Annotated in this window: 19 protein-coding genes; 11 read left to right on the top strand and 8 right to left on the bottom strand. The window is 42.0% G+C overall.

The window, feature by feature from the left end:
- Nucleotides 1–23 precede the first annotated feature (23 nt).
- On the top strand, nt 24–686 hold the full coding sequence (queC, locus tag IMZ28_RS06300; protein WP_197547749.1) for a 7-cyano-7-deazaguanine synthase QueC: 663 nt from the start codon (nt 24–26) through the stop codon (nt 684–686).
- A 21-nt stretch (nt 687–707) separates the two neighbouring features.
- Here queC and IMZ28_RS06295 read toward each other — a convergent pair whose 3' ends face one another.
- The 3 genes from IMZ28_RS06295 to IMZ28_RS06285 form a co-directional block, all read right to left on the bottom strand.
- Nucleotides 708–1,055 carry a hypothetical protein gene (locus IMZ28_RS06295; RefSeq protein WP_197547748.1) on the bottom strand — a complete coding sequence of 116 codons (348 nt, stop codon included), beginning with the start codon at nt 1,053–1,055 and terminating at the stop codon, nt 708–710.
- A gap of 259 nt (nt 1,056–1,314) precedes the next feature.
- On the bottom strand, nt 1,315–2,052 hold the full coding sequence (locus IMZ28_RS06290) for a hypothetical protein (protein WP_197547747.1): 738 nt from the start codon (nt 2,050–2,052) through the stop codon (nt 1,315–1,317).
- A gap of 74 nt (nt 2,053–2,126) precedes the next feature.
- Complete coding sequence (locus IMZ28_RS06285) at nt 2,127–2,627, bottom strand: asparaginase domain-containing protein (RefSeq protein WP_197547746.1); 501 nt, start codon at nt 2,625–2,627, stop codon at nt 2,127–2,129.
- Nucleotides 2,628–2,718: 91 nt separating this feature from the next.
- On the opposite strand from IMZ28_RS06285, the gene fabI reads away from it, so the two are divergent.
- The 3 genes from fabI to rlmB are packed head-to-tail and all read left to right on the top strand — an operon-like array spanning nt 2,719 to nt 4,731.
- Complete coding sequence (gene fabI, locus IMZ28_RS06280) at nt 2,719–3,546, top strand: enoyl-ACP reductase FabI (RefSeq protein WP_197547745.1); 828 nt, start codon at nt 2,719–2,721, stop codon at nt 3,544–3,546.
- 59 nt (nt 3,547–3,605) lie between these two features.
- On the top strand, nt 3,606–3,944 hold the full coding sequence (locus tag IMZ28_RS06275; protein ID WP_197547744.1) for a four helix bundle protein: 339 nt from the start codon (nt 3,606–3,608) through the stop codon (nt 3,942–3,944).
- A complete protein-coding gene (gene rlmB, locus IMZ28_RS06270) occupies nt 3,937–4,731 on the top strand; it encodes a 23S rRNA (guanosine(2251)-2'-O)-methyltransferase RlmB (RefSeq protein ID WP_197547743.1) in 795 nt (264 codons plus the stop codon). The genes IMZ28_RS06275 and rlmB overlap by 8 nt, the downstream gene beginning before the upstream one ends.
- Here the strand turns inward: rlmB and thpR are convergent.
- Nucleotides 4,723–5,208, bottom strand: a complete 486-nt coding sequence (gene thpR, locus IMZ28_RS06265; RefSeq protein ID WP_197547742.1) for an RNA 2',3'-cyclic phosphodiesterase — start codon at nt 5,206–5,208, stop codon at nt 4,723–4,725. The genes rlmB and thpR overlap by 9 nt on opposite strands.
- Nucleotides 5,209–5,309: 101 nt before the next feature.
- Between thpR and IMZ28_RS06260 the strand changes: the two genes are divergently transcribed.
- Entirely contained in the window at nt 5,310–6,623 is a 1,314-nt protein-coding gene (locus IMZ28_RS06260; RefSeq protein WP_197547741.1) for a DUF2130 domain-containing protein, read from the top strand.
- Nucleotides 6,624–6,847: 224 nt separating this feature from the next.
- Here the strand turns inward: IMZ28_RS06260 and IMZ28_RS06255 are convergent, their stop codons facing one another.
- On the bottom strand, nt 6,848–7,054 hold the full coding sequence (locus IMZ28_RS06255; RefSeq protein WP_197547740.1) for a hypothetical protein: 207 nt from the start codon (nt 7,052–7,054) through the stop codon (nt 6,848–6,850).
- 586 nt (nt 7,055–7,640) lie between these two features.
- On the opposite strand from IMZ28_RS06255, the gene IMZ28_RS06250 reads away from it, so the two are divergent.
- Nucleotides 7,641–8,036 carry a hypothetical protein gene (locus IMZ28_RS06250; RefSeq protein ID WP_197547739.1) on the top strand — a complete coding sequence of 132 codons (396 nt, stop codon included), beginning with the start codon at nt 7,641–7,643 and terminating at the stop codon, nt 8,034–8,036.
- Nucleotides 8,037–8,078: 42 nt separating this feature from the next.
- On the opposite strand, the gene IMZ28_RS06245 is transcribed toward IMZ28_RS06250, so the two are convergent.
- On the bottom strand, nt 8,079–8,999 hold the full coding sequence (locus IMZ28_RS06245; RefSeq protein ID WP_197547738.1) for a Fic family protein: 921 nt from the start codon (nt 8,997–8,999) through the stop codon (nt 8,079–8,081).
- A gap of 181 nt (nt 9,000–9,180) precedes the next feature.
- On the opposite strand from IMZ28_RS06245, the gene arfB reads away from it, so the two are divergent.
- Complete coding sequence (gene arfB / locus IMZ28_RS06240) at nt 9,181–9,609, top strand: alternative ribosome rescue aminoacyl-tRNA hydrolase ArfB (RefSeq protein WP_197547737.1); 429 nt, start codon at nt 9,181–9,183, stop codon at nt 9,607–9,609.
- Nucleotides 9,610–9,895: 286 nt separating this feature from the next.
- On the opposite strand, the gene IMZ28_RS06235 is transcribed toward arfB, so the two are convergent.
- Complete coding sequence (locus tag IMZ28_RS06235; RefSeq protein ID WP_197547736.1) at nt 9,896–10,384, bottom strand: REP-associated tyrosine transposase; 489 nt, start codon at nt 10,382–10,384, stop codon at nt 9,896–9,898.
- Nucleotides 10,385–10,773: 389 nt separating this feature from the next.
- Between IMZ28_RS06235 and IMZ28_RS06230 the strand changes: the two genes are divergently transcribed.
- From IMZ28_RS06230 to IMZ28_RS06215, 4 genes are all read left to right on the top strand, one after another.
- Nucleotides 10,774–11,433 (top strand): response regulator transcription factor, encoded by a 660-nt coding sequence (locus IMZ28_RS06230; RefSeq protein ID WP_197547735.1) that lies wholly within the window; start codon nt 10,774–10,776, stop codon nt 11,431–11,433.
- The gene (locus tag IMZ28_RS06225; RefSeq protein WP_197547734.1) at nt 11,423–12,544 is read left to right on the top strand and encodes a sensor histidine kinase; all 1,122 of its coding nucleotides are present in this window, start codon (nt 11,423–11,425) and stop codon (nt 12,542–12,544) included. The genes IMZ28_RS06230 and IMZ28_RS06225 overlap by 11 nt, the downstream gene beginning before the upstream one ends.
- A gap of 145 nt (nt 12,545–12,689) precedes the next feature.
- The gene (locus IMZ28_RS06220; protein ID WP_197547733.1) at nt 12,690–13,223 is read left to right on the top strand and encodes a DUF1104 domain-containing protein; all 534 of its coding nucleotides are present in this window, start codon (nt 12,690–12,692) and stop codon (nt 13,221–13,223) included.
- Between the two features lie 84 nt (nt 13,224–13,307).
- Nucleotides 13,308–14,108 (top strand): DUF4405 domain-containing protein, encoded by an 801-nt coding sequence (locus IMZ28_RS06215; protein ID WP_197547732.1) that lies wholly within the window; start codon nt 13,308–13,310, stop codon nt 14,106–14,108.
- A gap of 242 nt (nt 14,109–14,350) precedes the next feature.
- On the opposite strand, the gene IMZ28_RS06210 is transcribed toward IMZ28_RS06215, so the two are convergent.
- Nucleotides 14,351–15,337: a DUF438 domain-containing protein gene (locus IMZ28_RS06210; RefSeq protein WP_197547731.1), complete on the bottom strand. Its 987-nt coding sequence runs from the start codon at nt 15,335–15,337 to the stop codon at nt 14,351–14,353.
- Between the last annotated feature and the right edge of the window lie 132 nt (nt 15,338–15,469).

The raw sequence follows: 15,469 nt of genomic DNA, 5'->3' as shown, positions 1-15,469 counted from the left end.
TTGAAGCATAAAGGCAATATTTGATGAAAAAAGCAGTCTGTATTATCTCTGGCGGAATGGATAGTGCGTTGAGTGCAAAGATCGCCCAAAAAGAGGGGTATGAGATCATTGCACTGCATTTTAACTATGGACAGAGGACAGAGTACAAAGAGCTTGAGTGTTTCAGGAAGATCGCTCAAGAGATAGAAGCTGCAGAGCGTTATGAGATCGATCTGCCTTTTTTTGAGCAGATAGGTGCTTCAGCACTGACGGACAAAAGTATTGATGTCCCTACCGGGGGGCTGGAAGAAGGTGTCCCGGTAACCTATGTACCGTTCCGTAACGGTATCTTTCTCTCCATCGCAGCATCTGTTGCCGAAAAACATGGTGCAGAAGCACTCTTTATCGGTGTGGTAGAGGAAGACAGTTCAGGTTATCCTGACTGCAGGGAGCATTACATTGAACAGATGCAGAAAGCGATCAACCTTGGAACAAAAGATGAGACCTGTATCGAGATAAAGATGCCTTTGGTCCATATGAAAAAGAGCCAGATCGTTGCAAGGTCACTGGCGCTGGGAGTACCTTTGGAACATACCTGGAGCTGCTACCAGTCTGAAGATAAAGCGTGTGGGGTATGTGACAGCTGTAGATTACGTCTGCGCGGTTTTGAGCAGGCCGGTGCCAAAGACCCCATTGAATATGCCTGAAAGAGCTTTGCACCCGGACAGCTAAAAACGCTGATAGGCATTGGCGATATAGCTGAACTCATAGATATGGTCCGGATATTTTGCCGTTCCTTCTGCTATGAACTCTTTTCTTGTGATCTGTCTGTCCCATAAACGGTACATCAGATCTTTAAACCACTCTTTCTCTTCCGGGCTGTTAAGCGCCATTCTATGATAGATGGGATTCTCTTGTGTGCTTTGTGCTACTTTTATCATGACTTCCTGAAACTTCTCTTCCTTTTCCGGTGTCGGTTTTTCATACCTTTTGGAAGCTGTCAGGGAAGTCATAGAGGGACTGCATCCGGCCAGCAAAGCAGCAGTTAGAATAAACAGGGATATTTTTTGTATCATCTTATTTCCCTTCAGTATGATATTTCTTCTCTATTATATCAGGTTTCTGTGTGTTATGGATTTGGTACAGGGTCTGTATGAAGTGAAGCAGTAGGGTTAAAGTGTGAAAACCTGTATATTGGAATTGCGAAGTGTGCATGAGACAACGGTCTGTGAGAAGTCGGTGATCCCTAAAGTATATTCAGGGTTAAAGTATTGCTGCCTGCAATGCGTTGAGCATTTGATATACCGGAACAGAACCGGTATACCCTGGATCTTATCAATAGTTTCTTCTACACTCTCTGAAACCCGTATTCCAGCCATTTCTGTAACTCCTGTTGTTTCTGTAGAGGTTTTGGTTCTTTCTTGTAGTGGGATGGCGTTTTGACCAGCATCCGTCGCTGTATCCTTTTTGGTAGTAGTTGATTACAGGGGCTTGTTTACACTTTCTGAAACCTGCATTCCAGCCATTTCTGTAACTTCTGTTGTTCCTGTAGAGGTTTTGGTTCTTTCTTGTACCTGGATGGCGTTTTGACCAGCATCCGTCACTGTATCCTTTTTTATAGTAGTTTATGACAGCATTTTGTCTACACTCTCTGAAGCCTCTGTTCCAGCCATTTCTGTAACTTCTGCTGTTCCTGTAGAGATTTTGTTTCTTTCTTGTACCTGGATGGCGTTTTGACCAGCATCCGTCATTGTATCCCTGCTGGTAGTAGTTATGGGTAGCCGCTCTTCGGCATTCCCTGTATCCGGCCTTCCATCCGTTTCTATAGCTGTAGCTGTTACGGTAAAGATAGGTATCTTTTCTCCATCTTCCCTGCCTGGAGCTGCATCCGTCACGTACACCGCGTCTGTATTCTGCATTTCGGTTAATGCCATAGTTATAATCTTCATAGTAAAACGGCTCACCGTAAGTGACTGTATTGACCGCAACACCTTCTGCATATGGGGCACATCCTGTAAAGTTCAATGCAGCAATAAATGCAGCCAGCACGATCATTAATTTAGAGATTCTCATATTTTCTCCTTTTGAGTACTAAACATTTTTCCATTATAGCACTCTTTTTACAGAAGTGTCAATACAAGAAACAGCTAGGTAATATTTTTTAATACAAACCGCCCTTTTTGGCGCTCTTTTATGATTTTTTCATAGGGGCCGACAAGGCCGTTCATCGCAATATATATACCCTCTTTCTGTAAGCATTCAAGATAACCGCAGGCTGAAGCAAAATTGGCGGTGGCCTCTACAGGGTCGATACTGTAGGGCACCATTGCACCGGTAAGAACGATCTGTTTCTCCAGGTCTGAATCGGCAAGATACTCTGCTGTCAGGTGCATCGTATCGGTCCCATGTACAATGATGATCTTCTCATTATTCGACTGATGGATCGTTGCAAGCAGTTCAAGCCGGTCGTGGTTTGTCATTTCAAGAGAGTCTTTGCCGATAATATTGATAATATTGAATTTGCAAAGCCATTTGGAAGCCAGAGAGTCCAGTGCTTCAGCTTCCTGATCTACTTCCAGATCACCGGAGATCGGATTATATTTTTTATTGAAAGTTCCTCCGGTATTGATGATGAGTATTTTATGCATAGGTTTTCTTTTCTTTCTTTTTGTTATATATGTTCTACATTTTACCTCAATGATGATAAAATATCGGAATTAATTTTTGGAGAATAAAAGCATGATAATGAAAGGTAAAAAAGGTGTTATTCTGGGCATCGCAAACAAAAAATCCATTGCATACGGTATTGCAAAAGCATGCAGGGAGCAGGGTGCGGAAATGGCCATTACATTCCTGAATGAGCGTTTTGAACACAAGCTTGCTCCTATTGCAGATGATCTTGGCTGCGGAGCCAGACTCTATCCGTGTGATGTGAGCAAGCCTGAAGAGATCAAAGCACTCAAAGAGTCTCTTGAAAAAGACTTTGGTCAGATCGACTTTATCGTGCACTCTATTGCATTTGCACCCAAAGAGGGACTGAGCGGACGTTTTTCGGACATATCCAAAGAGGCATTTGATGTAGCGATGGATATTTCTGTCTATTCACTCATCGAGGTCACCAGAGAGCTTAAACCGATCCTCTCTGACAACGCCTCTGTCCTGACACTCTCTTATTACGGTGGAGTCAAGTACATTCCTAACTACAATCTCATGGGTGTTGCCAAAGCAGCACTGGAGATGACTGTCAAATATCTTGCAGAAGATCTTGGACGTGACGGTATCAGGGTCAATGCTATCTCTGCAGGCCCTATCAAAACACTTGCGGCATCGGGGATTGGTGATTTCTCTTTCATGCTCAAGTGGAATGCGGCACACTCGCCACTGAAAAAGAATGTTACCATCGAGGAGGTAGGGAACTCAGGTATGTATCTGCTCTCTGACCTCAGTTCTGCGGTGACAGGTGAGATTCACTATGTTGACGGCGGATTCAATGTTATGGGAATGCCGGCGGTAGAGTTTGACGAGAACGGAAAACCGCATATTGCGTGGAATGGAGAGTCAAAATAGGCAAAGCCTATTTTGAAGAGTTAAGCGCTTAGCGTTGAGTGTTTAGAAGGGAGTTCTATTTGCGTTGTGAGAGATTAGATGTATGGAAACGCAGTTGCCGTTTGAGTGTAGAAGTATATAGGATTTTTGCTAAGTGTAAAGATTTTGGTTTTAAAGACCAAATTACCCGAAGTTCTCTTTCTATTGCAAGTAACATTGCTGAAGGTTTGGAAAAAGAATCAGATAAAGAGAAAGTACGTTTTATTGAAATTGCCCGTGGTTCAAATGCAGAATTGATCACTCAAACCTATATTGGTATAGAAATCGGCTATATTGAAAAGGAAATAGGATTAGGTTGGATAAAAGAGCTTAATGATATTTCCCGTATGCTGGTAGGATTAAAGAAGAACTATGTCTAATTCCTCAACGCTCAACGCTCAGCGCTCGAAGCAGGACTCTGCTGAGTACCTTGCAAAGAAAGCTTTTTTCGAAAAGGTTTTGACTATTTATGGGCGCAATGCGGTGCTTGAAGCATTGGAAGACCCTGCGGTAACCATCTATAAACTTCACTTCTCAAAGTCTAACAAGCCGGCTCCTGCACTGGATAAAATGGCAGCCATTGCAAAGGAACGCGGCATTGAGGTTGCCTATCATGACAAACAGGCACTCTCTCGTATCTCCAAGAATGCAAAGCAGGATCAGGGGGTGGCACTGGATATTGTGCTGGAGCAGTTTGGTTCCGCCGATGATTTTATATCAAAAAATATTAAATATCGCATGATCGCACTTGACGGAGTGACGAACCCACAGAACCTCGGTATGATCATCCGCTCCTGTGCGGCAGGGAACATCGATGCCGTTCTGCTTCCTGCCAAAGGTGCCGCACAGATCAGCCCGCTGGTCATCAAAGCCAGTGTAGGTACGCTTTTTAAAATGCCCATTATCAAAACCTCAAATCTTAAAGAGACGCTTTCTGTACTGAAGAGAGAGGGTGCTGAACTCTATACACTCTCTTCCCATGCAGAGAAGAGCTACAAAGAACAAAACTACGGTGAGAAGTGCATTTTTATTTTGGGTAATGAGAGTGAGGGTGTCTCTCCCCAGATAGAGAGACTTTGTGATGAGCGTATATCCATCCCTATGAACAGAGGGGTTGAGTCGCTCAATGTGGCGGTGACAGCCTCTTTGCTGGCATTTTTAGACTAACTTTTCATAATGGGCACCCTTTTGTGTAAGGGTGCTTTTGTAAAGGTGTATCTGCGGCAGCACTTTTCCCAACATTTTTTCTCTGTAGCTTTTCATCATCTCTTTATAGGCTTTGTAGTCATGGATGACTTTGATGCGGCAAAGTGTAATGTGCGGTTTAAAGCGGTAAAGCTTGAAGTCGGCCTCTTTAAACTCCCGTGCTTTGCTGTTGAGTACCTGAGACTCCGCTTTTGCATAAAAGACCCTTGGCGGCCTGCCAAAGTACCCGAGTTCGGATATCTGTACTTCACTTTCAAGCGGTGTGAGCGTTTTTAGTTTGTTAAGAACAGGGGTTGCGTCTTCTGTCTCTCCCAGAAATACCCATGTCAGATGCAGGTTCTCCTCTTCGGTCCACTTGCCCTCAAAGATGCCTTCAAAATCTTTTTTAACGGTTTCATAGTCATCCAGAGCAACAGGTGAGGCGATGAAGAGGCGCATGGATCTCCTTTTTTAAAAATTATATGACAAAATGACATATAGTTACAAGACTTTGATAATTTACGATAAAATTTAACCAATAAAGTTCAAAGGATCAACTTATGCCTTCTGCCAATACGATTCAGTGCCCAAACTGTGGTACACAAATAGACATTGATGAGATATTCTATCACCAAATTGAGGAGAAGTTCAAGGCACAGCAGTTAGCAGAGAAAAAGAAACTGCAAGCAGAGATCGACGAGGCACGCAAACAGTACAAGAGCCATCTGGATGCACTTAAAGCCAAAGAGGAAGCCCTTTTGGAAGAAAAAGAGAAGTTCGATGAAGAACTACGTAAAGCGACAAGAGAGCAGCTGAAGGTTGAGCGTGCCAAACTTGCCGATGAGCTCAAGCGGCAGATCGTCGAGGATCAGAGCGAGGCGATGGCGATGATGCAGAAGGAGCTTGAAGAGAAGTCCAAGGAGATCCAGGAGCTCAGTGCCGCCAAGGTTGAGATAGCACAGCTCAAACGTGAAAAGGAAGAGCTGGCACTCAAGGCAAAGGCGGAAGCCGAAGCGGAGCTCAACAGACGGCTGGGGGACGAAAAAGTCAAGATGCAGAAGATGCTCGATGAAATGGCGGTACAGAAGCTCAAGGAGGTTGAGGAGGCGCAGGCACTCAAACTCAAGGAGAAAGATGAACAGCTCGAGCAGCTTAAGCGCAGCCTTGAAGATGCCAAGCGCAAAGCAGAGCAGGGGAGCATGCAGGTACAGGGTGAGGCACTGGAGCTTGCCATCGAGAGTTGGTTGGCAAGCCAGTTTCCGTTTGATACCATCGAAGAGGTCAAAAAGGGGGCGTTTGGAGCCGACTGCATCCAGACAGTCCACACCCGCGATGCCCAAAACTGCGGCATTATCTGCTACGAGTCGAAGAATACCAAGGCGTGGAGTGACAACTGGATCGTTAAACTCAAGCAAGATATGTTGGGAGCTAGTGCAGACATCGGTGTGCTGGTAACATCGGTCTATCCTAACGGCATGGAGCGTATGGGCTGGGTGGATGGCATCTGGGTTTGTTCTCTTGAGGAGTTCAAAGGCTCGGTTTCTCTGCTGCGTGAAAGCCTCATCCGCATCCATGCGACGGTACAAAAGGAGGAGAACAAGTCTGACAAGATGACACTGCTCTACAACTACCTTACAGGCAACGAGTTTCAGATGCAGCTCAAAGCCATTGTCGACGGCTTCATGCAGATGCAGACCGAGCTCGACAAAGAGAGACGCTCCCTCATGGCAGCCTGGAAACGCCGCCAAAAGCTCATAGACTCTGTACTGGCCAATACTACCGAGATGTACGGTTCACTTCAGGGGATTGCCGGAGGGAATGCATTACCGAAGATCGATGTTCTGGAGCTTCCTGAGGAATTGGAGGATGAGTGAGGTTGTATTTTTGCATTTCTAAGTTGTACGAGAGAATGCATACATCAGCTAAAATATGACAAATCTACCATATTCCCAAATAAATATAGTTACGTGGTAGAGATAGGAATGATAACTCAATAAAATTTACACTATCGGGAGTTTCGTCAACAAGGCAGAACCTTAAAGCACATTATATATTCAGCATTTATTCCCACTCAGGAGAGTAGGAACGATAGAAAATACTAATCATCCTCCCTTAATCTGAGCGAGAACCCTTTAAAATTCTGTTTCTTCTCACCCTCTTTCATCATTTTATCAACCTTTTCTTTTAAGCCAAATAATATTGCGTTATCCTCAGCTTCTGCTTTAAAGTTTCCAAATGTGTCTATAGTGCCAAACTTAATGTCAGAGACAATATTTTTATTATTTATCATATATACGTACTGCATGTTTGTCCTTTTTTGTTTCAATCATATAGAGTATAGCAAACAAGTTAATTAAATAAGGGAGAGGTGAACGTAATCGACAACTTTTCGTTTCCACATTGTACGTGGGAATGCATAATGGTTTCAAAGGGTAACCACAAGGGTTACCCCTACGGTTTTGGATTGAAATTTTGTTTGCATTTGTAGGGGCAATCCCTTGTGGTTGCCCTTGAATGGGGAGGGCATTTTGGTACCAGAGGGTAATCACGAGGCTTACCCCTACGGGTTGATTTTGAATATTGAAAATGTATTGATATTGTGAAAAAATGTAGGGGCATTCCTTTATGGTTGCCCTAGAACGGAAAAGGTATTTTTGTACCAAAGGGTTACCCCTACAGTTTGGATTAAATAATTGTTATATGTAAAATATATCTTCTTTCCATGATAGGGGATTATTTTGAATGTATTGTGATAGGAAAAAAGGAGACAGGTGATGCTAATGCTATATAATATCTTTCCTTCTCTTATCCACCTTGTATATTTATGGATGGGGAAAGAAAAAAGAGAGAATTATGCTAATATTCTGCTTTTAAAGTAGAGGATAACACAAATGGGAATTTTTGCTTTACAATCACTTGCCGGCGGCTTCTTGGATGAAGACCTTAAGCACTTCAATAAAGTCTTTGATGACTGGTGTGTGCAGTTTGAGAGTATAGAAGATGCACAGCTGGTGCTCGATACGCTTGAACGAAATGATCAAATCAAGATTGTTGAGATCACACCGCTGAGTTATCCGAAATACTTTTTTCCAGGACTGCAGGGCATTATCCATGCCACACGGGAATATGAAGGAAAGATCATCTGTGTTGTTGAACCGCAGATGGGTATGAGCTTCCGAATCGCTATATGTGACCTCCAGACCAAAAAAGTAAGGGTACTCGCTACACGCTACAAAAGTGCTGCAAGTGTCGAAGGGGCATTTGCCAATCTCTCTTTTGACTTATGAAACTAGGGGTGTCACGTGCAACGTGGGAACCAGAGAGATGGCTTATAAACTTCTCTTTATCCCCAACTGCGCTTTCATCCTCTCCACTGCCTCTGTTAAAAAATAGACCAAAGGAATGATATTGCCATCTATCTGAGCCTTTTCGAGTGTGGCGTAGTAGAGGGCTTTGTTGTGTCCGTCTATCATGGGTGGCAAGAGACCGAGCTTTAAAAACTGATGTGCCATGATCAGTCTGCCTACTCTGCCGTTGCCATCACCAAAAGGGTGAATAAGCTCAAAATGTTCATGGGCATGGGCAATGTCGTAAATGCTTTTGACTTCAGCGTATTTGCCTACCCAGTACTCCACCTCTTCAGGGATGTCTTCAGGTCGGGTCAAAGTGATTTTGGTATCGGGTATAATACGCATTTTGGTAGAGTACCTCCCCGCATCGTCACGGATGCCGGCCATTAAACCAAAATGCCATTTTTTGATAAGATCACTCTCTATGGAGGTGATTCTTCCCTCTTTGGTATCTACAAGTATTTGCTTGGTCAAAAAGGCAAGATTGTTCATCTCCAAAAATTTGCGCTTGTCGATATCTTTCTCGATGTAGCTGCCTTCCACCACTTTGTAAAATACGCTTTCGCTTACATCAGCCACTTCCACTTCAAGTGAACCAAAGGCATTTTTTCTGCTTACCTCGGTAACGATGTCAATGTTATCCAAATATGCAGTGTGGTCTTCTCTTTCAAGTTCGCGTACTTTCGCATCTACATCCGCTTTTTTCAAAGAGGGGATGACACAGTGTGTTGCATAGAGTACATCGATACGCAAACGGTTCTCCTTGCTGATCTCAACCTTGCCTTCACGCCAGTTTGGTATAGACATACGGTGCACATGCAAAGCTTCTGCAAGTTTGGTTGAAAATTTGTAGTATTCAAGAAGTGCTTCGATCTTCTCTTTGTAGCCTACATTGTTCATAGTAAAATCCTTATTTGGCATTCATGTTATCCATATAATAGCATAAATGCATAATAAATATGCATATTTATTACTATATTATGCATATTTTTACTGTTTTAGAGATAAATTTATCAATTTTGTAGGGACTTTTAAGTAGATATAGATAAACTCTAAGAAGAAAGCACCAAAAAGAGAAAATATGCCATCCCTGAAAATATCTAACACCGTCACCCTCGATGAAAACGAAGTGGAGATCTCTGCCATACGGGCGCAGGGGTCTGGCGGGCAGAAGGTCAACAAGGTGGCGGCGGCGGTGCATCTGCGCTTTGACATCGCGGCATCTTCTCTGCCTGAACACTATAAAACAAAACTCCTTGCACGCAAAGACAAGCGCATCACCAAGGAGGGCATTGTCGTCATCAAGTCGCAGCATCACCGAAGTCAGGAACTCAACAGAGCAGAGGCACTGGAGCGGCTGGTGGAGTTGATCAAGAGTGTCAATGTGACGCACAAAAAGCGCATCCCCACCAAACCGACCAAAGGTGCCGTCAAACGTCGCTTGGCATCGAAGAAGAAACATGCAGGCAAAAAGCAGCTGCGCAGGAGAGTGCGAAGTGATGACATGTAGGTTGGGGTATCCTTGGCCCGACAAGAGACATCGCCAATAGGGGTACAATAGGGCACAGGTGAACGTAATCGATATCTTTTCGTTTCCACATTGTACGTGGGAATGCATAATGGTTTCAAAGGGTAACCACAAGGGTTACCCCTACGATTTGGTTTTGAATATTGAAAATGTATTGATATTGTGAAAAAATGTAGGGGCAATCCTTTATGGTTGCCCTTTGGATGGGGGTGATGTTATGGATTGGTGGGTAACCACGAGGGTTACCCCTACGGATTACAATAAAATTTTATATGTAAAATATATCTTCTTTCCATGATAGGGGATTATTTTGAATGTATTGTGATAGAGTTTGGTAGGATTTTTCACTGCGTATGATATGTTCATAATAGTTTCGTTGCCACAACCTTTTTTCAAAGGGTTTCCAGTTTTTATGACGTATACCGTTTATATATTGGTTGGTTGTGATAGATTTAAATGCACCAACAATGTCACCTAATCTTATGGATGTAGTATGGTCTGTTTCTATGATCGCATGAAAATGGTTAGGCATGATGATGAAGTCATGTATGGAAACAAACGGAAATCTATTTGGTATATCTAACCATGTTTCTTTTAGTATTTTACCAGCATCATTAAGAATGAGTCGCTGATCTGTGATATTGCCAAAGAAAGGTTCTCTGTGTCGTGTGCAGATCGTAATGAAATATATCCCTTCAGAAGCATAATTATAATAGGGCAGGCGAATATTTTTTCGTGGGTGTGTGATGTAGCTCATGATATAAGTATAGAAAAAGATCGTATTTGTGTATGAAAAATATGTCAGATTGTCATATTTTTATACCTGTAGGGGCAATCCCTTGTGGTTGCCCTTGAACGGAAAAGGTATTTTGGTACCAAAGGGTAACCACAAGGGTTACCCCTACGGGTTGGTTTTGAATACAAAGAATGTATTGATTCTGTGGTGAAATGTAGGGGCAATCCTTTATGGTTGCCCTTGAACGGGGATGATGTTATGATATACAAAGGGTAACAACAAGGGTTACCCCCCCACAATTTTGAATTGAAATATGTTTTGATTTGTAGGGGCAATCCTTTATGGTTGCCTTTGAATATAGTAGTATTGGAAGAATGATTTTGATATTATAAGAGAGAGGAAGGCGGCTGATGAAAAAAAAGATATTGCTTGTTGAAGATGACATAGACCTAAACCAAACAATTGTCAAGTACCTTACTATGAAAGGGTTGGAAGTAAAAAGTCTTTTTGACGGCAAAGAGGCGATAGATGCTGTTTACGAAGAGCCTTTCGAACTGATTATCCTGGATGTCAAGCTTCCATCGTGCAATGGTTTTGAAGTTGCCAAAAAAATTAGAGAGTTTAGTAATATACCGATCATATTTCTGACTTCTCTGGATAGCGAAAAAGATATAGAGGAGGGCTTTTTAAGCGGAGCTGACGACTATATGACAAAACCTTTTTCTCTCAATGAACTCTACCTGCGGATCGATGCTGTCTACAGACGTCTATATAAGAATCAGACACGTATTTCTATAGACGAGTCACTGGTTTTTGATGTAAACAACCTGACACTCTATAAAAACAATAAAGAGATACACTTGAAAAACAAGGAAGCCAAACTTTTGGCTCTCTTTTTGCAAAGAAACAATGAGATCCTGACGAAAAATGAGATCTTTGACCATCTTTATACATATAATGAAGTGCCAAATGAAACATCGCTCAGAACATTCATCTGCAGGCTGAGAAGTATTTTGCCAAAAGGGAAGATAGAGACACTCAAAGAGATAGGGTACCGATATGTTGGCTGAGAAGGAGTCTCTTAGAAGATTTTTGATTGTATACATCTTCTCTACACTTTTTTTACTGGGTGCAGGAGGCTATTTTTACTATCAGCTTACCTACAATAACATTATCAACAACAATATACTGAAAATAAAAAACAATATTTACCGTTTTATCGAACTAAATCACGAAAAACATTTTCTTAAAACAGGAATCGCTCCGGAATATAATGATATACCTGTGGCCATCTATATTAATAAAGTCTATGTGACAGGTAACTTCAAACCTGAGCATATCTATTTTTCCAAAGAGTACTGGATAGAGAAAGATCGGCTTTACTATATGCATCAAACACACAAAAAGTGGGGAAACATGAATTTCGTTTCCTATATGGATATCTCTTCTGAAATCCAAAACCTGAAAGAGAAACTCTTTTACTTCTTCCTCTTTGCCGTATTCTTTGTTGTTTTGTTCTCGATCGTTCTGGGTAGGATATTTTTAAAGCCTATGAAAGAAAGCATTCTCCTTCTGGAAGACTTTATTACAGATGCAACACATGAGATCAATACGCCTATCAGTAATATTGTTATCAATATTGAGATGCTGCAGGCGCTGCACCCGGAACTGAAAGAGAATGAAGAGTTAAAAAAAATCATAGCTTCCTCATTCCGGGTCTCAAAGATATTCAAAGATTTAAGTTTTATCAAACTTAACCATACCTCCAAAAAGGAAAAGAGAGAGATATCGGTCGATGAAGTACTGAAAGAGAGGATCAGCTTTTTTGAGACGAACATACACAATAAAAAACTGCAGATACATACTGACCTTTCACCCAAAAAGGTTTTTATGGATGAAGAGGATCTGATAAGGATCATAGACAACCTGCTCTTTAATGCGATCAAATATACACCCCCGCAAGGAACGATAGAGATAAAACTCTCTCACAGCCTGGAGATCATTAATGACGGAAGAATTGAGAAACCTGAAAAGATGATACAGAAATTCATCAGGGGTGAGAAGGATGATGGAGGATTCGGTCTGGGACTGCATATTGTAAAAAAAATAACGGATCTGTACGGTTTTGAATTTTCGCTTCAATCTTCCGGACAAAAAGTCTTTTCGAAGATCAGCTTTTAACCCGAAATATACAACAGAAATTACAGCATCAAACATTCGTGTTATTTAATGGGAGAGTAATAATTTATATAGAGTTTATACTGCCTGTTTATACTGTTAATAAGCATTCAGAGTAAAGGATGCAATACATAACAAAGGATCAACCATGAACAGAATAGTTATATCAATGCTCCTTGCAACAGCAGCTGTAATGGCAATGGATTTCAGTCAGATGAGTACACAGGAACTGATTAATTTGAGAGGAACTCTCTCTCCTGCCGACAGACCTGCATTCAGAGCCGAAATGCAAAAAAGAATGCAGACGATGACACCGGAAGAGAGACAACTCTTTATGCAGAACAGACCCGGGGCAAAAGGAATGGGGAAAGGTATGATGGGACAGAGAGGCGGTATGGGCAAAGGGCGAAAAGGTATGCAGAACAGACCAACATTTGCCAGCTATGACCTCAATAAAGACGGCAGAATAACACAAAAAGAGTTTTACGAGGCACAGGCTGCACGTATGTCGCAAAAAGCCAGTGAAGGCAAAATGATGAAAAATGCAGGTAAAGCTCCGACATTTGAAAGTATCGACACGAACAAAGACGGTGTTATCAGCCAGGATGAGTTTACAAAACATCAGATCAACCGTATGAATCAGAACAGACAGGGAGGTGGTATGGGACAGGGTCTTAAATAAAATCACGCTTATTGTCTTCCTCCCCAGGCAAGCATCGGTGATCCGGCTTGCCGACACTTCATAAACTGCTAAATGGAGTCATCTATGAGAAAAATTACATCATTGACATTGGCACTTTCGTTTCTGCTTATGACCTATACAGGCATAATGCTTTTTCTGTGTCCACACGGAAGAGTGGCATACTGGTGGGACTGGCACTTTTTAGGATTGACAAAGAGTCAGTATGGCGACCTGCATACAACCTCTATGATTGTCTTTATACTGTTTGGTATATTACATATCTACTACAATTGGAAACCGATCGTTAGTTATCTGAAAGATCGCCGAAAAAAGCTCTCTTTTACAAAAAAAGAGTTTCTGATTGCATTGGGTATCAACATGGTATTTGTCATCGGAACATTGGTATTGGTGCAGCCGTTTAAATCTTTTCTGGATTTTGAAGAAGCAATTAAAGAGAGTTGGACAAAGAGCTATGGAGAGCCTCCTTACGGACACGCAGAAGAGACAAAACTGAATATCTTTTGTAGAAAAATGAATATAGATATTGATCAGGCAAAAGAGATTTTACACAAACATAAGATTGATTTTAAAGAGAGTGAATCTCTTAAGACTATTGCACGAAGAAACAGTATGGCACCAAGTATGATATATGAACTTATCAGACCCAGTGCTATGGGGTCAGTCGATAATGTTCCTGCAAGATTAGGAAGAAAGACGCTTCAGGAGTTAGGCAATATGAACAAGATAGATCTCAAGGAGGCTATTGAACGTTTGGAAGAGAAAGGTGTAGAAGATGTTTCTGAAAAAAGCAGGATCAAAAATCTTGCGGATGAGTTGGATATGACTCCACTGGAGCTGTATCAGTTCTTAAGAGAAGAGAAATGAGGTCATCTTTATCCTGGAGTGTATCCGCAGGATATGAAATTAAGGGTCGGTGACAACAACAATTTTTTTCTCATTACACCTTTCCAAGGTGTAATGCCTACTTCAATTCAAACTCAAAATAAAATCCGATTCACCGTTAAGAGGGCATTTGGGTTTCAAAGGGTAACCACAAAAGTGTTACCCCTGCGGTTTGTATAGGTTCCTCTGCAAAGAAGGGAAAGCAGAGAGCTTTTCAGCTTCTTTTACGAATCCCAGTCAAGCAGACGCTGTTCTCCTTCCAGTTCACGCACATGGGTCACATCCTGACTCATCTCAATGACTCCGCGGTAAGTTCCGTCGTTGTCTCTGACTGCAAAGTACTGAATATGAATGAATTTTCCTTTGAACTGGATCCAGAACTCTGCAAGGTCTTGTCTCCCTGCCTTGAACTCTTCAAGGATCCTCAGGACCTGGTCTACACTTTTGGGCGGATGACAGAACTTTACTTCACGTCCAATAATACCTGCACTTCTGGGGAAAACCCTGTCCTCTCCGCGATTGTAAAATACCACCTGGTCATGTTCATTGACATAAGTAATGTCCACAGGAAGGATCCTGAAGATGGAGTTTACCTGTTCGGGTGTGAGATACCCCTCGTCATAATGTGTCTTGTCTTCTATACCGAAAGGAAGTTTTTTACGTTTTGTATCCTCTCCCGGATGGACATACGCATCTTCAGGGTAAGGGGTTGGCGGAGTATCGAACATCCAGCCTATCTCTCTGTCTCCCTCTTTAAATTCCTTCCACTCCTCTTCGCTGAGCAAACGCATGGCATTGGGAAGAAGTCGTCCTTCTTCTACCTGCATAATATGCTCCAAAGAGTGAAATACCTGCTGGGAGTTCATCATAAGAGTTACAATGTCATTTGATTCTATAGCTCTTCTTGTCTCTTTGATCTCTTCTCTTATCTGGTCATGAAATGCCCACATATTCTGGGAAGGACTTGTCCACCCATGTTTTTCAAGGTAGGGGAAGAGCTGATTCTCTTTACGTGCAAAGTGAAGCTCCACCTTTCCAAGTCTGTTGAATAGCTCTTTGAACAATTCAAGATCTTCCGGTATATTGAGAGATCGAAGTTCATTGATAAGCGTTCTGATAAGAAGATTCTCTTCCAGGTAGGTACGGACTGGATGTCCGTCCGGATACTGCCCTTCAAAAGGAGAGCGGTTGTTGTTTAAAAATTCACTCATGTTATGATAGCCTTACGGGTGCCTCTAAAAGTTTCCCTTGTATAATTTCGTGAAGTATAGTCGAATGAAAGAGAAAATATGTTGAGCTGCATCAAGGAGCGGTGCTTATCTGTTTAATATTTATATATATGG

The sequence above is a fragment of the Sulfurovum indicum genome (assembly GCF_014931715.1).
In the GTDB taxonomy this organism is placed as follows: domain Bacteria; phylum Campylobacterota; class Campylobacteria; order Campylobacterales; family Sulfurovaceae; genus Sulfurovum; species Sulfurovum indicum.
The sequence above is the reverse complement of the archived record's forward strand: the minus strand, read 5'-3'. Positions and strand labels throughout refer to the sequence as shown.

Excerpts from the sequence above, each read along its gene's own strand:
- arfB (WP_197547737.1), top strand. The coding sequence starts at position 9,181 with ATGCCATCCCTGAAAATATCTAACACCGTCACCCTCGATGAAAACGAA.
- IMZ28_RS06210 (WP_197547731.1), bottom strand. The coding sequence starts at position 15,337 with ATGAGTGAATTTTTAAACAACAACCGCTCTCCTTTTGAAGGGCAGTAT.
- IMZ28_RS06230 (WP_197547735.1), top strand. The coding sequence starts at position 10,774 with ATGAAAAAAAAGATATTGCTTGTTGAAGATGACATAGACCTAAACCAA.
- thpR (WP_197547742.1), bottom strand. The coding sequence starts at position 5,208 with ATGCGCCTCTTCATCGCCTCACCTGTTGCTCTGGATGACTATGAAACC.
- fabI (WP_197547745.1), top strand. The coding sequence starts at position 2,719 with ATGATAATGAAAGGTAAAAAAGGTGTTATTCTGGGCATCGCAAACAAA.
- IMZ28_RS06285 (WP_197547746.1), bottom strand. The coding sequence starts at position 2,627 with ATGCATAAAATACTCATCATCAATACCGGAGGAACTTTCAATAAAAAA.
- rlmB (WP_197547743.1), top strand. The coding sequence starts at position 3,937 with ATGTCTAATTCCTCAACGCTCAACGCTCAGCGCTCGAAGCAGGACTCT.
- IMZ28_RS06295 (WP_197547748.1), bottom strand. The coding sequence starts at position 1,055 with ATGATACAAAAAATATCCCTGTTTATTCTAACTGCTGCTTTGCTGGCC.
- IMZ28_RS06250 (WP_197547739.1), top strand. The coding sequence starts at position 7,641 with ATGGGAATTTTTGCTTTACAATCACTTGCCGGCGGCTTCTTGGATGAA.
- IMZ28_RS06220 (WP_197547733.1), top strand. The coding sequence starts at position 12,690 with ATGAACAGAATAGTTATATCAATGCTCCTTGCAACAGCAGCTGTAATG.
- IMZ28_RS06255 (WP_197547740.1), bottom strand. The coding sequence starts at position 7,054 with ATGCAGTACGTATATATGATAAATAATAAAAATATTGTCTCTGACATT.
- queC (WP_197547749.1), top strand. The coding sequence starts at position 24 with ATGAAAAAAGCAGTCTGTATTATCTCTGGCGGAATGGATAGTGCGTTG.
- IMZ28_RS06245 (WP_197547738.1), bottom strand. The coding sequence starts at position 8,999 with ATGAACAATGTAGGCTACAAAGAGAAGATCGAAGCACTTCTTGAATAC.
- IMZ28_RS06225 (WP_197547734.1), top strand. The coding sequence starts at position 11,423 with ATGTTGGCTGAGAAGGAGTCTCTTAGAAGATTTTTGATTGTATACATC.
- IMZ28_RS06215 (WP_197547732.1), top strand. The coding sequence starts at position 13,308 with ATGAGAAAAATTACATCATTGACATTGGCACTTTCGTTTCTGCTTATG.
- IMZ28_RS06235 (WP_197547736.1), bottom strand. The coding sequence starts at position 10,384 with ATGAGCTACATCACACACCCACGAAAAAATATTCGCCTGCCCTATTAT.
- IMZ28_RS06290 (WP_197547747.1), bottom strand. The coding sequence starts at position 2,052 with ATGAGAATCTCTAAATTAATGATCGTGCTGGCTGCATTTATTGCTGCA.
- IMZ28_RS06260 (WP_197547741.1), top strand. The coding sequence starts at position 5,310 with ATGCCTTCTGCCAATACGATTCAGTGCCCAAACTGTGGTACACAAATA.